Source organism: Aeromicrobium choanae, from assembly GCF_900167475.1.
Taxonomy (GTDB): domain Bacteria; phylum Actinomycetota; class Actinomycetes; order Propionibacteriales; family Nocardioidaceae; genus Aeromicrobium; species Aeromicrobium choanae.
This window is the reverse complement of sequence record NZ_LT796768.1, coordinates 1,958,934-1,973,660: the sequence shown is the minus strand read 5'-3', so window position 1 is coordinate 1,973,660 and position 14,727 is coordinate 1,958,934. Positions and strand designations below refer to the sequence as shown.

Here is a 14,727-nt window from a genome sequence, read left to right as displayed (position 1 = left end):
CATCAGTTCTCTCCTGTCGTTGCGCCCGTGGCGGGCTGGGGTGATGGGGGTGGAGAAGTCGTGGGGCCGCGGCGGCGCCCGGCGCCCTGCCAGGCCCGGCCCGCGAGGGCGACGGCCGCGATGATGATGAGGCCCTGCACCGTGTCACGCCAGGTCGACGCGATGCCGAGGCTCGTCAGCAGCACGAACAGCAGCTCGAGCGCGAAGGCGCCCGCCGCGGCTGAGAGGACCCAGCCGCGTCCGCCGCCGAGGACCACGCCGCCGAGCACGACCGCCGTGATCGCGGCGAACTCGTAGCCGCCGCCGACTGAGGGGTGCACGCCGGCGTAGCCGACCAGCAGGATGCCCGCGACCGTCGCGGACAGGGACGAGATCATGAAGGCCCGCGTCTTGGTCCACCACAGCGGCGTGCCGGAGAAGCGTGCGGACTCGGGGTTGTCGCCGGCGGCGATCAGGGTGCGGCCGAACGGACGGCGCATGAGCCACACGGCGAACGCCCCGACGACGAGGAGCACGATCAGCGGGTACGGGATCATCCCGACGAGCGGCACGTTCTCGATGCCGCCGCGGCCGATCTCGCGGAAGCGGTCGGAGGGGTTGCCCGTGGCGGCGCCCCCGGTGACGTACCGCACGAGGCCGGTGAGCGACAGCATCATGCCGAGCGTGACGATGAAGCTCGGCACCTTGAGCAGCGTCGTGGCCAGCCCGTTGAGCAGCCCGATCCCGGCGCCGACGACCAGCATGAGCAGCAGGCCCGGGAGGATGCGCGCCTCGTCCTGACCGATGACGTTGCCGGCCAGCACCACCTGGGCGGCGATGACCGCTCCCATGGAGAGGTCGAACTCGCCGCTGACGATGACGAAGTACTGGCCCATCGCGGCGATCGCGATCGGCGCCGTGCGGCCCGCGAAGCGGATCAGCGCGTTGCCGTCGGCGAAGCTCGGGTTGGACGCGATGATCGCGAGCAGCAGCGCGATGACGAGGAGGAAGACCGCGCCGCCGGGAGTGGCCAGGACGGCCAGGAACCGCCGGCCCGGCGTGCCCTCGTGGAGGGGGAGCACACGGGTCGTCATGACACGACCTCCTTCGTCGCGCCGAAGCGCTCGGGCCGCCGGTCGATCTCGCGGCGCGCGTAGACGGCGACCGCGACGACGATGACGATGCCGCGCACGACGTCCTTCAGGAACGGGTTCAGCTCCATGACGCCCATGACGTTGTCGAGGACGGCGAAGATGCCGACGCCCGCGATCGTGCCGACGATGCTGCCCTTGCCGCCCGACAGCAGGGTGCCGCCGAGCACGACCGCCGCGATGGACATGAGGTCGTAGCCGGCCTGCGAGCCGACCGTCGGCTGGCCGACGCCGAGGCGCGCGAGCAGCAGCAGACCCGCGAGGGCGGCCGTCACCGAGCAGATGACGTGCGCGGCGACGATCGGGACCTGCGTCCGGACGCCCGACATGCGCGCCACCTCGGCGTTGCCGCCGACGGCGTAGATGTGGTGCCCGAGGCGCGTGCGGCGCAGCATCAGCACGGCCAGGCCGGCACAGACCAGCATGATGAGCGTCGCCACCGGCACCGGGCCGATCCGCGTCGCGTCGAGCAGCCGGAAGGCGTACGGTGCCGTGCCCGAGCTGCCCTGGTAGTTCGACCCGAGGAAGCCCGAGACGACCAGGCCCGTGCCGAGCGTGGCGATGAAGCCGTGGACGTGGAGCATGCTGACGATCAGGCCGTTCAGCAGGCCGAAGAGGACCGCGACGCCCAGCGCCACCGCGACGCCGAGGGGGATGTTCGCGGAGCGGTCGGCCATGATCCCGCCCGCCAGCACGCTGGCGAGGCTGACCATGAACGGCACCGAGAGGTCCAGCGAGCCCACGAGGATCACGAGCGTCTGGCCGATCGCGATCAGGCCCAGGATCGTCATGGTGGTCAGGACGTTGTCGATGTTGCCGACGCTGAAGAAGTTGCGGCCCTCGAGCGCCGTGATGATCGAGCCGGCGACGATCGAAACCGCCAGCACGACGAACACGATCATCGTGGAGTCGAGGCCCGCCAGCCGTGCCCTCATGAGGCGATCTCCTCGTCCAGGCCGGCGGCGAGCGACAGGATCGTCTCCTCGTCGGAGCCCCCGGGCAGCTCGCCGGCGAGCCGGCCGTCGCGCATCACGAGGACCCGGTCGGACATCCCGATGACCTCGGGCAGCTCGCTGGACACCATGAGGACGGCGATCCCGCGGGCGGCCAGCTCGCGCATGACCTCGTAGATGGCGTGCTTCGCGCCGACGTCGATGCCGCGCGTGGGCTCGTCGAGCAGCACGATCCGCGGATCGGTGGACAGCCAGCGCGCCAGGACGACCTTCTGCTGGTTGCCGCCGGAGAGGAACTGGGCCTCCTGGCTCAGCGAGCGGGCCGAGACCGACAGGGAGCCGAACAGGCCGGGCACCTCGCGCCGGGCCGCCTCCGTGCGTCGCGGGAAGACGGCGCGGACCACGCCGAGCGCGTTGTCGAGCAGGGACTGCTGCAGTGCCAGGCCGGTGGCCTTGCGATCCTCGGTGACGAGGGCCAGGCCCGAGCGGATGGCGCGGCGCGGGGAGCCGATCGGCGTGGCCGCGCCGTCGACGGTGATCTCGCCCCGTGTGAAGGGCTCGATCCCGAAGATCGCCTCGAGCAGCTCGGTGCGACCCGAGCCCTGCAGGCCCGCGATGCCGACGATCTCGCCCGCGCGCAGCGTCAGGTCGATGTCGTCGACGTAGCCATTGCCGGCGCCGCGCAGCTGCAGTCGCGGCTCGCCGACCGTGGTGCCCGGGGTCGGGTCGGGGATGAACGAGTCCATCGGACGTCCCACCATGAGGCGCACCAGCGTGGCCTCGTCGAGCTCGGACGCGGGGCGCGTGTCGACCTGGCGGCCGTCCTTGAGCACGGTCACCGTGTCGCACAGGTCCAGGACCTCGCGCAGCCGGTGGGAGACGTAGACGATGGCGACACCGCGCGACGTCAGCCTGCGCACGATCCCGTAGAGCAGCTCGACCTCGTGGTCGGCGAGCGCGGCGGTCGGCTCGTCCATCTGGATGACGCGGGCGTCGAAGCTGACGGCCTTGGCGATCTCGACGATCTGCTGCTCGGCGACCGAGAGCGAGCGGACCCGACGCGACGCGCGCAGCCCCTCGATGCCCAGGCCGCTCAGCAGCGCGGTGGTCTCCTGCTCCATGCGGCGCGTGTCGACGAGGCCACCGCGTCCGCGGGGCTCGCGTCCGAGGTGGATGTTCTCGGCGATGGTCCGCTCGGGCAGCAGGTTGAACTCCTGGAACACCGTGGCGAGCCCGGCGCGCTGGGCCTCGACGGGGTGGCCGAAGCTCACCGCCTCGCCGTCCAGCTCGATCGAGCCCGAGTCGGCCGGGTGCACGCCGGCGAGGATCTTCATCAGCGTCGACTTCCCGGCGCCGTTCTCGCCGACGAGTCCGAGCACCTGTCCGGCCACCAGGTCGAGGTCCACACCGTGGAGGACCTGGTTGCCGACGAAGGCCTTCGTCACGGCGCGGACGCGCAGCACCGGCGCGGTCTCGCGCACGTTCACGTCAGCCTCGTTCACGCAAGCACTGTGACACAGATCTCCACTTCTGTCGAGTATTCGGTAAAAGTTGTCGGCTGGACGTTCAAAAGGCTGAATGGTTGAATCAGCACCGTGAAGACCAGCGACGTGTTCGCACTGCTCCAGCGCGAGGGTCGGCCCATGACCCGCGCCGAGCTGGCGGCGTCGAGTGGTCTGGCGCGCTCCACCGTGGCCTCGCGGGTCGACCTGCTGCTGCGGCTCGGCCTGATCGCGCCGTACGGCGGTCGCAGCTCCACGGGCGGCCGCCCGCCGTCCCTGCTCGCCGTCAACAATGGCGCGCGCGTCGTGGCCGCGATCGACCTCGGCGCACGCCACGCCCGCGCGGCGATCGTCGATCTGTCCGGTGCCGTGCTCGCGCAGGACCGCGAGGACCTGGACATCGCCGACGGCCCCGTGCCCGTGCTCCGCTGGGTGACCGCGACCATCGATCGCCTGATGCTCCAGACCGGCCGCCCCCGCGCCGACCTGGCGGGCATCGGCATCGGCCTGCCCGGCCCGGTGGAGCACTCGACCGGCCGCGCGATCAACCCGCCGATCATGCCGGGCTGGGACCGGTTCGACGTGCCGCAGTTCGTCCGGCGCTCGTTCGACGTGCCGGTGCTCATCGACAACGACGTGAACATCATGGCGCTGGGCGAGCAGGACACCCAGTTCCCCGACGAGGACGACCTGATCCTCATCAAGGCGGCCACGGGCATCGGCGCCGGCATCATCGCCGGTGGCGAGCTCCAGCGCGGCGGCCAGGGCACCGCCGGGGACATCGGGCACATCCGCGTCTCCCGCGGGAGCGACGTGCTGTGCCGCTGCGGCAACGTCGGCTGCCTCGAGGCGCTGGCCGCCGGACCCGCGATCGCGCGGGTGCTGGGCCGGCCCGGGGTGACCGAGGCGACCCACGTCGTCGACCTCGTCCGCTCCGGCGACCTGGCCGCGATCCAGGCCGTGCGCCAGGCGGGCCGCGACATCGGCGACGTGCTCGCGATGATCGTGAACTTCATCAACCCGTCGGTCGTGGTGATCGGCGGTGCCCTCGCCGAGGCCGGCGAGCACCTGCTGGCCGGCATCCGCGAGGAGGTCTACCGGCGCTCACTGCCGCTGGCGACCGAGCACCTGCGCATCGTCCCGTCGGTCAGCGGGGAGCAGTCGGGCGTCCTGGGCGCGGCGGCCATGGCGATCGCCCACGTGCTCTCGCCCGAGGCGATCGAGCAGGCCAGCGCCGAGCTGCTGGCCGCCGCGGACTGACGTTCGCGGACCTCCCTCGCCGAGTGGCGCACACCGGGGTCGCGAGTGGGGCGGTGGGCTCAGTCGCGGCGGCGGCGGGCGACGACGAAGGCGGCCACGGCCACCAGCAGCGCGGCCACGATCGCGATCGGCAGCGCCACCGTGGCGAGCGAGGACGACTCGTCGTCCTCGTGGTCACCGCTCGCGTGGTCCTCGTGGCCGGAAGCCTCGGCGGCGGCGCGCGTGGACGCGTCGGCCGCGGCGTCGACCGGGACGTTCTCGCCGTCGGCCATGAGGTGGTACTTGAGCGCGACGAAGTCACCCTCGGCCAGCTCGTACTCCTGAAGGCCCACCGAGGCGTAGCCCCAGTCCTGACCCTCCTTGGCCACGAGGAACGCCCAGTAGCCCGGACCGTTCAGCGCGTTGCCGCACTTCTCCTGCTCCGGCGTCGGCAGCCCGTCGATGCGGCACACCATCGGCATCGCACCGCTCGTCTCGGCCGTCTCGACGCCGGCCTCGTCGAGGGCCTCGAGGCCGGTCGTGCCCGCGGAGTCCTGGGCGCACAGGACCCGGTCCTCGCCGTCGAGCGAGCCGAACTCCAGCACGATCGGGACGTCCTCGGGCGACTCGCAGGACCCCTCGGCGGTGGCGGCCGTCGGCAGCGCGACGACGCTCGCCGACAGCAGGGTCACCGCGGCGAGGCGGGCGAGCAGGCTCTTCATGTGGACTCCTTGGAGAGGAAGCGGGCGCGCCGGGCGGCGCGTCTCAACGTAGCGAGGACGGCCGGCCCGAGCGCGAGCACCAGCAGGCAGTTCGTGATCGCACGGCCGAGGTCCCAGCCCCAGAACGACGTGAGCAGGGTGAAGACGAGGAAGCGCTGCAGGTTCTCCAGCACGGGGTCGCCGGGGACCATCGCCAGCGAGTCCTCCGCGCCCGGGATCGCAATGCCGAGGGTGAACGGCCAGGAGGAGAGGTTCATCAGCAGCCCGTAGGCGAACGCCGCGACCACGGCGTAGACGGCGAGCGCGGCGATCTCGGACCGGCCGGTCAGCCGCCGCGGAAGCAGGCCGGCGCCCATGCCGACCCACGCCGCACACAGCATCTGGAACGGCAGCCACGGACCGACGCCCGAGGTGAGCAGCGCCGACGCGAACAGGCTCGTGCACCCCAGCACGAAGCCGAAGCCGGGCCCGAAGACGCGACCGCCGAGGATCAGCAGGAAGAAGATCGGCTCGACGCCGGCGACGCCCGCGCCCAGGGGACGCACCGCCGCGTTGATCGCGCTCAGCACGCCGAGCATCGCGAGCGCCTTCGAGTCCAGACCGCCCTCGGAGAGCTCGGCGATCACCACGAGGACGACCACGGGCATCAGCACCATGAAGATGAAGGGCTGGTCGACGCGCGTCTGGTCCGGCGCCGGCGCGAAGATGAGCGGCCACAGCAGCATGAGCAGCCCCGCGACGCTGGCGGCGGCGAGCACGAGCGCGGACCGCAGGGTGACCGGGACGGCCTCGGAGGATCGCAGGCTGGTCACCGGACCACCTCCGTGGGCAGCGCGGCCGCGACCTCGTCCACCGTGAGCCAGTCGTGACCGAGCACCTTCGACACCTGCGGCGCGAAGGCGGGCGACTCCGCCAGCACCGTGCGCACCGGGCCGGTGGACACGACCTCGCCCTCGGCCATCACCACGACGGTGTCGGCCACGGTGGCGACGAACTCAACGTCGTGGCTGGACACGACGATGCCGCGGCCCTCGGCGGCGAGGTCGCGCAGGATCGCCGCGAGGGCCGCCTTGCCCGGGTAGTCGAGGCCGCGGGTCGGCTCGTCCAGCGCGACCACCGCGGGGTGGGCCGTGAGGACGATCGCCAGGACGAGCGCCAGCTTCTGCCCCTCGGACAGGTCGCGCGGATGACGGTCCCCGGGAATGCCCGGTGCCAGGCGGTCGAGCAGCGCGCGACAGGTGCCCGTGTCGACGACCGACTGGTCGTCGGCGGCGGCGCACTCGCGGTCGACGGTCTCGAGGTACAGCAGGTCGGAGGAGGTCTGCGGGACCAGGCCGACCAGCATCCGCGCCTCGGCCGGGCGCGCGTCGCCCGGGTCCACGCCGTCGACGTCGACGGCGCCCGCGGCCCGAGCGCCCGTGCCCTGCACGGCCCACAGCAGCGAGCTCTTCCCCGAGCCGTTGCGACCCATGAGGGCCACGACCTCGCCGTGGCCGACCTGCAGGTCGACCTCCTTCACGGCGGCGAACCGCCCGTACTGCACGGTGATCCCTCGCGCCCGCAGCGCCGGCGGACGCTCGAACGGCGCGTGCACGGGCGGCGGGCCGAGCCGTGAGGCGAGCGGCCTCACCCGGCGCCGCGCCTCGCGCACGGACAGCGGCAGCGGATCCCAGTCGGCGAGGCGCCCGAGGTGCACGAGCGGCGGCGCGACCGGCGCGTCCACGAGCAGGGCGGCCGTCTCCCCGATCCGGACCCGGCCGTCCTCGACCACGGCGAGCCGGTCGGCGAAGGGCACGACGCGCTCCATCCGGTGCTCGGCCACCACGACGGTGAGCGCCAGGTCGTCGACGAGGCGCGCGATCGTGGCCAGGACGTCCTCGGCCGCGGTGGGGTCCAGCGCCGAGGTGGGCTCATCGAGCACGAGCACGCGCGGGTGCATCGTCAGCACCGAGCCGATCGCGACGCGCTGCTGCTGGCCGCCCGACAGCGAGCGCACCGAGCGGCGGCGCAGGTCGGCGATGCCGAGCAGGTCGAGCGTCTCCTCGACGCGGCGACGCATCGTCTGGGGGTCGAGGCCGAGATGCTCCATCCCGTAGGCGAGCTCCTCCTCGACGACGTCGGCCACGAAGCCCGAGGCGGGGTCCTGCGCGACGTAGCCCACGAGGTGCGCCAGCTCGCGCGGGGGCTTGCCGAGGACGGACGAGCCGTCGATCCGGATGTCGCCGCCGAGCGTGCCGCCAGTGAAGTGGGGCACGAGGCCGTTGAGCATCCCCAGCAGCGTGGACTTGCCCGAGCCGGTGCGGCCGGCCACCAGCACCAGCTCGCCCTCCTCGATCTCGAGTGAGACGTCGCGCAGCGTGGGTGCGGAGGCGTCGTCGTACCAGAACGTCACGTCGTCGAACGAGATCATGCGTCGTCCCCTCCCACCTGGTCGTGGGCGACGGGCGCCTGCGGGGCGACGAACACGGGCAGGATCCCGATGGCGACCACCGCGAGCGACAGCACGCTGAGCGGGGGCCAGCCGGGGACGTCGGGGTAGATCACGGGGATCTGCTGCGTCGACAGCGCCTTGAGGCCGATCGCCACGGCCAGACCGGACGCCGCGGTGAGGTACTCGGCCGCCTGCCAGGCGATGGGACGGTAGCGCGTGCGGTGCACCCGGCGGCCCGCCGATCGCAGGGCCAGCACGGCGAAGACCAGGCCGACGGCGAGCATCGGGTACGAGAGGAAGCGGGGCGCCGTTCCGTCGAGGTACCCGTAGGTGCCCACGCTGAGGCCGAACAGGCCCACGAGCATGAGCACGCCCGTGGCGAAGCGGTCGCGAGGCGCCACCGTGCCGGAACGACCGTAGCCCCGCGCGTCCATCCCGGCGGCGAGGGTCATCGAGCGGTCGAGCGCGTCCTCCAGCACGGGGATGACGATGCGGTGCATCGCGCCCGTGCCGCGGCTCGCGTCGCCGCGCAGCTTGCGCGCGCGGTTGACCCGGCGCACGCTCTCGGCCAGCTGGGGGAACACCGAGACGGCGACGACCAGGGCCGCGCCGACCTCGTAGAGCGCGGAGGGCGCGGCGGCGAGCAGCTTCTTGGGGTTGGCCAGCGAGTTGGCCGCACCGATGCAGATGATCAGCGTGGCCAGGAGCATGCCGTCGTAGAGGCCCAGCAGCACCTCGTTGACCGTGACGTCGCCGAGCAGCTGGATCCCCCGGGCCACCTCGGGCAGCGGGATCTCCGGCAGGCCGAACAGCACGGGGTCGCCCGGCGCGGAGCCCCCGCCGAGCAGGACGCGGAAGACGACGCGCATCACGACGATGAGCAGCCCGAAGTACAGGTAGTACCGGAACGACAGGGCCCACGGGGCGTCACCGCGGCACGCCGCCACGACGAGCGCCGCGATCGCGACGATGATCACCAGCAGGAAGGGATTGAGCGTGAACGACGCGCCCGCCGCGAGGCCGAGCGCCCACAGCCACCAGGCGCCCGGGTGCAGCTCGCGCCGGGGGCGTCCGGTGGCGGGGCTCCTCACCGGGGTGGAGTCGACGACGGAGGTCATCTGCTCCCCTTCCCCGCGGCACGGGGGCGAGATCCACGAGGGCGATCGCCCACCCGTCGTTGCGCGACAACACATGTGGTGGTGGCTGTCCGGCGCGGGTTCCCGGCTCGCTCCGCCGGGTGGGGCGGGGCTCACGGTTGCGGCACAGCACCGGAATCTCACCGGTTTCCCCTGTGCCGGACGTTGGTCCAACGCCCGCGAGTCTACTCCCCCGCGGCCGTCAGCCCGACCGGCGTCGGTACCACGTGACGCCCCCGGCGGCGGCCAGCAGCACCACGACACCGACCCCAGCGACCAGGGCGGCGGGCGACGTCGTGTCGGACCCGGCCTCACCGGCCGTGGGCTCGACCGCCGGCGCACCGGCTACCGTCTCGTCCCCGCCCGAGGTCGTCGGAACCGAGGCGCTCGGCGTCGGACCGGTGGACGGGGTCGCGGACGGGGTCGGCACCGAGGTGGTCGGCGACGTTCCCGCCGAGGGGGTCACGGAGGATCCGGGGACGGCGCCCTTCGGTGCGGCGGTGGCGGTGGTGCGCGCGGTCGAGTCCTTGGCGCGCGGCTGGTCCTTCGCGCCGGGCTTCGACGTGCCGGAGGTGGGACGCGTCGTGGCCCGGGTGGGCTGGGGCGCGGTCGCGACCGGCGGCCTCACCGACGGCCACGTGCGCGAGGACGAGCCCTGGAACACGAACGCGACGGAGCCGCCCTGCGGCACCTTCAGCGCGGAGACACCTAGGCTCGAGTAGGTCCACTCGCCGGACTTCCCGTCCGACCAGAACAGGCCCCAGTACGCGTCGACGGGCGATGCCTCGACACAGGGGTCGGAGGCCGGCGCTCCGTCGACCCGGCACACGAAGCCGGGCGCGCGCGACGCGAACTTGAGCTGGTGACCGGCATCGGTGAAGTTGCTCGCGGCACGCCCGCCACCGTCGGAGTCGCACCCGACGCTGGAGCCGACCACGACGGTGACACCCTGCGCGCCGCCGCACGCCGCGGCGTGGGCCGGTGCGCTGAGGGACGCGGGTCCGGCGGCGACCCCGAGGAGGGCCGCCGCCAGGACACGCCGGAGCAGTCGGCTCACTTGACGACCCGGAAGACCCTCACGCCGTTGCGCTCGGAGTACGCACCGCGGACGATCACCTTGGCCTTGCCGATCCTCTTGCCCACCTTCAGGCGGTACGTGTACGTCCCGGTCTTCGTCGCGACGCCGCGCTTCACGAGCTTCCCGCGGTAGTAGACGCGCACCGGCTCGCCGGCGACGAGGCCCCGCACGACGACCTTCTGCACCTTCGCGCGGCGGACCTTCGCCTTCGAGGAGACCCGCAGCTTCTTCGCGGCGAGCACCTGAACCGACGTGGATGCGACGGCGCGGCCGGTGGAGTCGCCGACGACGACGGCCCGACGGGCCGTGCCCTTCGGGACGCGCACCGTGAACGTGGCACGGCCGGCGGCCGGCACGACCGTCCGGGCCGTGGAGCCGCCGGCGACACGCGCCGTGCTGCTCCAGCCGGCGGCGAGGCCACTGGCGCTCACCTTGAGGGCGCTGCCCGAGCGGACGAACTTCGGCACGGAGACCGACGCCTTCGGCGACGAGAGCACCGCCAGGGCCGGAGCAGCCTGCGCCGAGGCACGGACCCACTGGTCGATCGCGAACTCGTCGATGCCGTCCTCGGCGCCGGCGGTCAGGGCCGCCTGGTCGTAGGCGATCGCGCCGGCCTGCGCGGCCAGCTTCCCGCCAGTGGCCTCGGTGACCTGGTGGCGTGCGACCCACGTGGCGGCCTTCGTCGCCTCCGTGGCACGGCCCGCACGGCTCAGCGCCGCCGCGGCCAGGCCGGTGGAGTTCGTGTTGGGCACGCCGTTGCCGACGAACGAGCCGTCGGCGCCCTGGGCGGCGGCGATCGCGGCCACGGCGCGGTCGACGACCGCGGCGTCGACCGTGAGGCCGGCCTCACGCGCGTCGACGAGGGTGTGGAGGGCGGCTGCGGTGGTGTCGATCTCCGGGACCTCGGGGCAGGGCGCCGTGAGCACCTGGCGGAAGGTGCCGTCCGCGCACTGCTGCGCAGCGACGTAACCGACCGAGGTGGCGGCCTCGTCGCTCCCGCCCGCGATCAGGCCGCGCGTGGCGAACGTCTGGCCGAAGAGTCCGTAGGTGTCGCTGGACTCCCCGGTCTCGTCGTTCGTCGCCGCCTCGATCTGGGCGACCAGGTCACGACCGCCGACCGAGGCCACGTCGCCGCCGGCGGCGTCCACCGCGAGCGCGAGCTTGCCGGCCGACGCGGGGTAGAACGTCGTGACGCCCTCCCAGGTCGACTCGACGTACTCGTCCACGCGCGACGTGACCGTCGAGAGGATCTGCTGCTGGACGGCCGGCTGGACGTCGAGCGCGCGGAGCGCACCGAGGACGTCGAGCGTGAGGCCGAAGTCGTCGTAGTCCCACTGGTCGTTGTGGACGACGCCATTCGTCAGCTGCGCGGAGAGCCACTGGCCGGCCGCGGCAGTGGACGGGGTGGGGGCCGCCGAGGCGGTGGGGGCGGCGGCGACGGCGGTGGACACCGCGACCGCGCCGCCTGCGAGCACCGCGAGGGCGCGTCGACGCAGGGTGGTACACATGGGGGTTTCCTTCCCGCTGCACAGGACGGGAAGGGGCCGATGTCATCAGCTCCGCCCGCTGCGTTCCTCGACAGCGTGTGGCCGGTTCCGACAGGCAGGTGCTCCGGCTCGTCGCCCCGAGGGGCGGTCTCACGGTTGCGGGTCAGCGCCGGATTCGCACCGGCTTCCCCTGGCACTGCGGAAGGTGATTGTTGAAGCGCACTCTAACACCCGCGCGCCTCGTCATTTCCCTCTCGTCGAGGGCGAGATCAGCAGGTGCGGTAGACGTGGCCCTTCGCGCCGCGCGGGACGACGTCGCGATCCCGGAGCAGGACCGAGATCCTCGAGCCCCGCGCCTTGCAGGCGCGCTTGAACGCGCGGCGGCCGTTGTCGGTGTACTCGATCTCGATCACCCGGCGGCCGTACATCCGCGTGTACCGGCCGCACTCGCGGTACACCTCGCACTCCTCGGCCACCGCGAAGTCGAAGCCGAGCCTCCGGCCGTTGATCTCGGGGGTGTTCTTCTGGGCGATGGCGAGGCCCTCGGCGTGCGCGGCGGTGACGAGCCGCTTGGCGTAGGCCCGCGCCTCCGACCGCTTCAGCAGCCTCTTCGACCGGGTCCACGAGTCGAGGTTGTCCGGCTCCACCGCGCGGAAGCCCCGGTCGGCGCACGAGGCGAACCAGCTGCGCATCACGCGCGCCGCAGCCGCGCGCTTCCCCGAGGAGCGCAGGTCGAGCAGCACCTCGTCGGGCCAGCCGGCGTCGCGCACGACGCGCCCTCTGCCGTCGCGCAGCAGCAGGCCGGGGTGCTTCTTCTTCCACCAGCGCAGGCTGCCCGGCTGGGTCTGGAACGCGTTCACGTAGCAGATCGAGTACACGCCGGGCGCCGGCTTCTCGGTGCGATCACGCACGACGACGTCCACCTTCGCGGCGGGCGGGTACGCACCGCCGAGCTGGTAGTCGGCCACCCCACCGGCCGGCGGGAGCGTGACGGGCGTGACCGCCGCGAGCACCGCGAGCAGCAGCGAGGACAGGAAGGCCATGCCTCAGGAGTACCAGTCTTCGCCGTGTCGTGGTGGGCCGCCGCCACTAGCCTGTGCCCATGAGTCTCGGTGAGGAACTTCGACGGTCCATCGACGGCAAGTGGCGCCACGTGCGTGAGCAGAGCCGCGTGGAGCTGGCCCAGCTGGACCTGGCGTACGACCACTCGCTCACCCTCGACGAGGCCCGCGAGCGCGTGCTCGACCAGATGAAGCAGCTCGTGCCCACCGGCATCCCGGCGGCCGGCTTCCGCACCGAGAACGGCGGCACCGGCGACCCGGGGATGGCCGTCACGGGGATCGAGATGCTGGCCCAGTTCGACCTGTCGCTCATGGTGAAGGCCGGCGTGCAGTGGGGCCTGTTCGGCGGCGCGATCGAGAACCTCGGCACGGAGCGCCACCACGAGAAGTACATCCCCGCGCTGATCGACCTCGACGTGCTCGGCTGCTTCGCGATGACCGAGACGGGTCACGGCAGCGACGTGCAGAGCCTCGAGACCACGGCCACGTACGACCCCGCGACGCAGGAGTTCGTGGTCCACTCCCCCACCCCGTCGGCGCGCAAGGACTACATCGGCGGTGCCGCCAAGCACGCGCGCGTGGCCGCGGTGTTCGCCCGCCTCATCACCCTCGGCGAGGACCACGGCGTGCACTGCTTCGTGGTGCCGATCCGCGACGAGGCCGGCGAGGACCTGCCCGGCGTCACCACCAGCGACTGCGGGTTCAAGGGCGGGCTCGGCGGTGTCGACAACGGCCGCATCATGTTCGACCAGGTGCGGATCCCCCGCGAGAACCTGCTCAACCGGTACGGCAACGTCGACGAGGGCGGCACCTACTCGTCCCCCATCGACAGCCTCAACGCCCGGTTCTTCACCATGATCGGCACGCTCATCCGCGGCCGCGTCAGCGTGGGCGGATCGGCCCGCGCCGCCGCCGAGGTGGCGCTCAGCATCGCCGGCCGCTACGCGCTCCAGCGTCGCCAGTTCGAGGGCGTGCCGGGTGAGGAGACCGTGCTGATGGACTACCGGATGCACCAGCGTCGCCTGCTCCCCCTGCTGGCGGAGGCGTACGCGTTCCGCTTCGCCCACAACCAGCTCGTCGCGCGCATGCACCGCCTGCAGACCGAGGCCGACCCCGACGCCCACGCGCAGCGCGAGCTCGAGGGCCGGGCCGCCGGACTCAAGGCCGCACTCACCTCGTTCGCGACCCGCGCGATCCAGGAGTGCCGCGAGGCCTGCGGCGGCGCCGGATATCTCGCCGAGAACCGGCTCACGACGCTCAAGGCCGACAGCGACGTGTTCACCACGTTCGAGGGTGACAACGTCGTGCTGCTGCAGCTGGTCGCCAAGGAGCTGCTGACGTCGTACGCCAAGGAGGTCACGGGCCTCGACCCGGTCGGCATGGTGAAGTTCGCCGCCAGCACGGTGGCCGAGACCGTCAAGGAGCGCACCGCCGCCGCCCAGCTGATCCAGCGGCTCATCGACGCCCGCTCGCGCGACGACGACCACAACCTGCTCGACCGCGGCACGCAGCTGGACCTCTTCGAGGACCGCGAGCAGCACGTCATCGAGACGGCCGCCCGCCGCCTGCGCCGCGCCGGGAACGACAAGGGCGCCGCCTTCGCCGCGTTCAACGCCGCCCAGGACCACGTGGTCAAGATCGGCCAGGTGCACATCGATCGCGTCGTGCTGGAGGCGTTCACCGCCGGCATCGCCCGGTGCGACGACGAGGCCGCGGCCGACGTCCTGCGCGACGTCTGCTCGCTGTACGCCCTCACCGTGATCGAGCGCGACAAGGCCTGGTTCATGGAGCACAACCGGATCAGCGACACCCGCGCCAAGGCGGTCACCACCGAGGTCAACGCCCTGCTGGAGAGGCTGCGACCCCACACGCTCGCGCTCGTCGAGGGCCTGGGCGTGCCGGAGGAGAGCCTCGGCGCCGCGATGCTCGGCTGACCGAGGACGGTGGGTCGCCGGGTGAACGGAGGCCGTCCACTTGATGGTTCTTCC

Annotated in this window: 12 protein-coding genes and 2 riboswitches; of the genes, 2 read left to right on the top strand and 10 right to left on the bottom strand. The window is 72.6% G+C overall.

The window, feature by feature from the left end; translation table 11 throughout:
• Positions 1-2 precede the first annotated feature (2 nt).
• The 3 genes from B5D60_RS09445 to B5D60_RS09435 are packed head-to-tail and all read right to left on the bottom strand — an operon-like array spanning position 3 to position 3,585.
• Positions 3-1,073, bottom strand: a complete 1,071-nt coding sequence (locus B5D60_RS09445; protein ID WP_078699920.1) for an ABC transporter permease — start codon at positions 1,071-1,073, stop codon at positions 3-5.
• The gene (locus B5D60_RS09440; RefSeq protein ID WP_078699919.1) at positions 1,070-2,065 is read right to left on the bottom strand and encodes an ABC transporter permease; all 996 of its coding nucleotides are present in this window, start codon (positions 2,063-2,065) and stop codon (positions 1,070-1,072) included. Before B5D60_RS09440 ends, B5D60_RS09445 begins: the two co-directional genes overlap by 4 nt.
• Positions 2,062-3,585 (bottom strand): sugar ABC transporter ATP-binding protein, encoded by a 1,524-nt coding sequence (locus tag B5D60_RS09435; RefSeq protein WP_197684292.1) that lies wholly within the window; start codon positions 3,583-3,585, stop codon positions 2,062-2,064. Before B5D60_RS09435 ends, B5D60_RS09440 begins: the two co-directional genes overlap by 4 nt.
• 93 nt (positions 3,586-3,678) lie before the next feature.
• Here B5D60_RS09435 and B5D60_RS09430 point away from each other — a divergent pair, with 93 nt between their 5' ends.
• The gene (locus tag B5D60_RS09430; protein WP_231948695.1) at positions 3,679-4,845 is read left to right on the top strand and encodes an ROK family transcriptional regulator; all 1,167 of its coding nucleotides are present in this window, start codon (positions 3,679-3,681) and stop codon (positions 4,843-4,845) included.
• A gap of 59 nt (positions 4,846-4,904) precedes the next feature.
• Here the strand turns inward: B5D60_RS09430 and B5D60_RS09425 are convergent, their stop codons facing one another.
• From B5D60_RS09425 to B5D60_RS09395, 7 genes are all read right to left on the bottom strand, one after another.
• The gene (locus B5D60_RS09425) at positions 4,905-5,546 is read right to left on the bottom strand and encodes a hypothetical protein (RefSeq protein WP_078699917.1); all 642 of its coding nucleotides are present in this window, start codon (positions 5,544-5,546) and stop codon (positions 4,905-4,907) included.
• A complete protein-coding gene (locus B5D60_RS09420; protein WP_231948694.1) occupies positions 5,543-6,358 on the bottom strand; it encodes an ECF transporter S component in 816 nt (271 codons plus the stop codon). The genes B5D60_RS09425 and B5D60_RS09420 overlap by 4 nt, the downstream gene beginning before the upstream one ends.
• A complete protein-coding gene (locus tag B5D60_RS09415) occupies positions 6,355-7,956 on the bottom strand; it encodes an ABC transporter ATP-binding protein (RefSeq protein WP_078699916.1) in 1,602 nt (533 codons plus the stop codon). The genes B5D60_RS09420 and B5D60_RS09415 overlap by 4 nt, the downstream gene beginning before the upstream one ends.
• On the bottom strand, positions 7,953-9,095 hold the full coding sequence (locus B5D60_RS09410) for an energy-coupling factor transporter transmembrane component T (RefSeq protein WP_078699915.1): 1,143 nt from the start codon (positions 9,093-9,095) through the stop codon (positions 7,953-7,955). Before B5D60_RS09410 ends, B5D60_RS09415 begins: the two co-directional genes overlap by 4 nt.
• Positions 9,096-9,171: 76 nt before the next feature.
• A riboswitch (cobalamin riboswitch) is annotated at positions 9,172-9,307 on the bottom strand.
• 8 nt (positions 9,308-9,315) lie between these two features.
• Positions 9,316-10,170: a hypothetical protein gene (locus B5D60_RS09405; protein ID WP_078699914.1), complete on the bottom strand. Its 855-nt coding sequence runs from the start codon at positions 10,168-10,170 to the stop codon at positions 9,316-9,318.
• Positions 10,167-11,699, bottom strand: a complete 1,533-nt coding sequence (locus B5D60_RS09400) for a prenyltransferase/squalene oxidase repeat-containing protein (protein WP_153302960.1) — start codon at positions 11,697-11,699, stop codon at positions 10,167-10,169. The genes B5D60_RS09405 and B5D60_RS09400 overlap by 4 nt, the downstream gene beginning before the upstream one ends.
• 76 nt (positions 11,700-11,775) lie before the next feature.
• A riboswitch (cobalamin riboswitch) is annotated at positions 11,776-11,928 on the bottom strand.
• Between the two features lie 19 nt (positions 11,929-11,947).
• Positions 11,948-12,721, bottom strand: coding sequence for an endo alpha-1,4 polygalactosaminidase (locus B5D60_RS09395; protein WP_078699912.1), 774 nt, complete (start codon positions 12,719-12,721; stop codon positions 11,948-11,950).
• A gap of 59 nt (positions 12,722-12,780) precedes the next feature.
• On the opposite strand from B5D60_RS09395, the gene B5D60_RS09390 reads away from it, so the two are divergent.
• The gene (locus tag B5D60_RS09390) at positions 12,781-14,673 is read left to right on the top strand and encodes an acyl-CoA dehydrogenase family protein (protein WP_078699911.1); all 1,893 of its coding nucleotides are present in this window, start codon (positions 12,781-12,783) and stop codon (positions 14,671-14,673) included.
• Positions 14,674-14,727 lie beyond the last annotated feature (54 nt).

What these genes read in the sequence shown, in the direction of transcription:
- B5D60_RS09440 (WP_078699919.1), bottom strand. Translation starts at nt 2,065, where the DNA reads ATGAGGGCACGGCTGGCGGGCCTCGACTCCACGATGATCGTGTTCGTC.
- B5D60_RS09400 (WP_153302960.1), bottom strand. Translation starts at nt 11,699, where the DNA reads ATGTGTACCACCCTGCGTCGACGCGCCCTCGCGGTGCTCGCAGGCGGC.
- B5D60_RS09415 (WP_078699916.1), bottom strand. Translation starts at nt 7,956, where the DNA reads ATGATCTCGTTCGACGACGTGACGTTCTGGTACGACGACGCCTCCGCA.
- B5D60_RS09410 (WP_078699915.1), bottom strand. Translation starts at nt 9,095, where the DNA reads ATGACCTCCGTCGTCGACTCCACCCCGGTGAGGAGCCCCGCCACCGGA.
- B5D60_RS09425 (WP_078699917.1), bottom strand. Translation starts at nt 5,546, where the DNA reads ATGAAGAGCCTGCTCGCCCGCCTCGCCGCGGTGACCCTGCTGTCGGCG.
- B5D60_RS09395 (WP_078699912.1), bottom strand. Translation starts at nt 12,721, where the DNA reads ATGGCCTTCCTGTCCTCGCTGCTGCTCGCGGTGCTCGCGGCGGTCACG.
- B5D60_RS09445 (WP_078699920.1), bottom strand. Translation starts at nt 1,073, where the DNA reads ATGACGACCCGTGTGCTCCCCCTCCACGAGGGCACGCCGGGCCGGCGG.
- B5D60_RS09390 (WP_078699911.1), top strand. Translation starts at nt 12,781, where the DNA reads ATGAGTCTCGGTGAGGAACTTCGACGGTCCATCGACGGCAAGTGGCGC.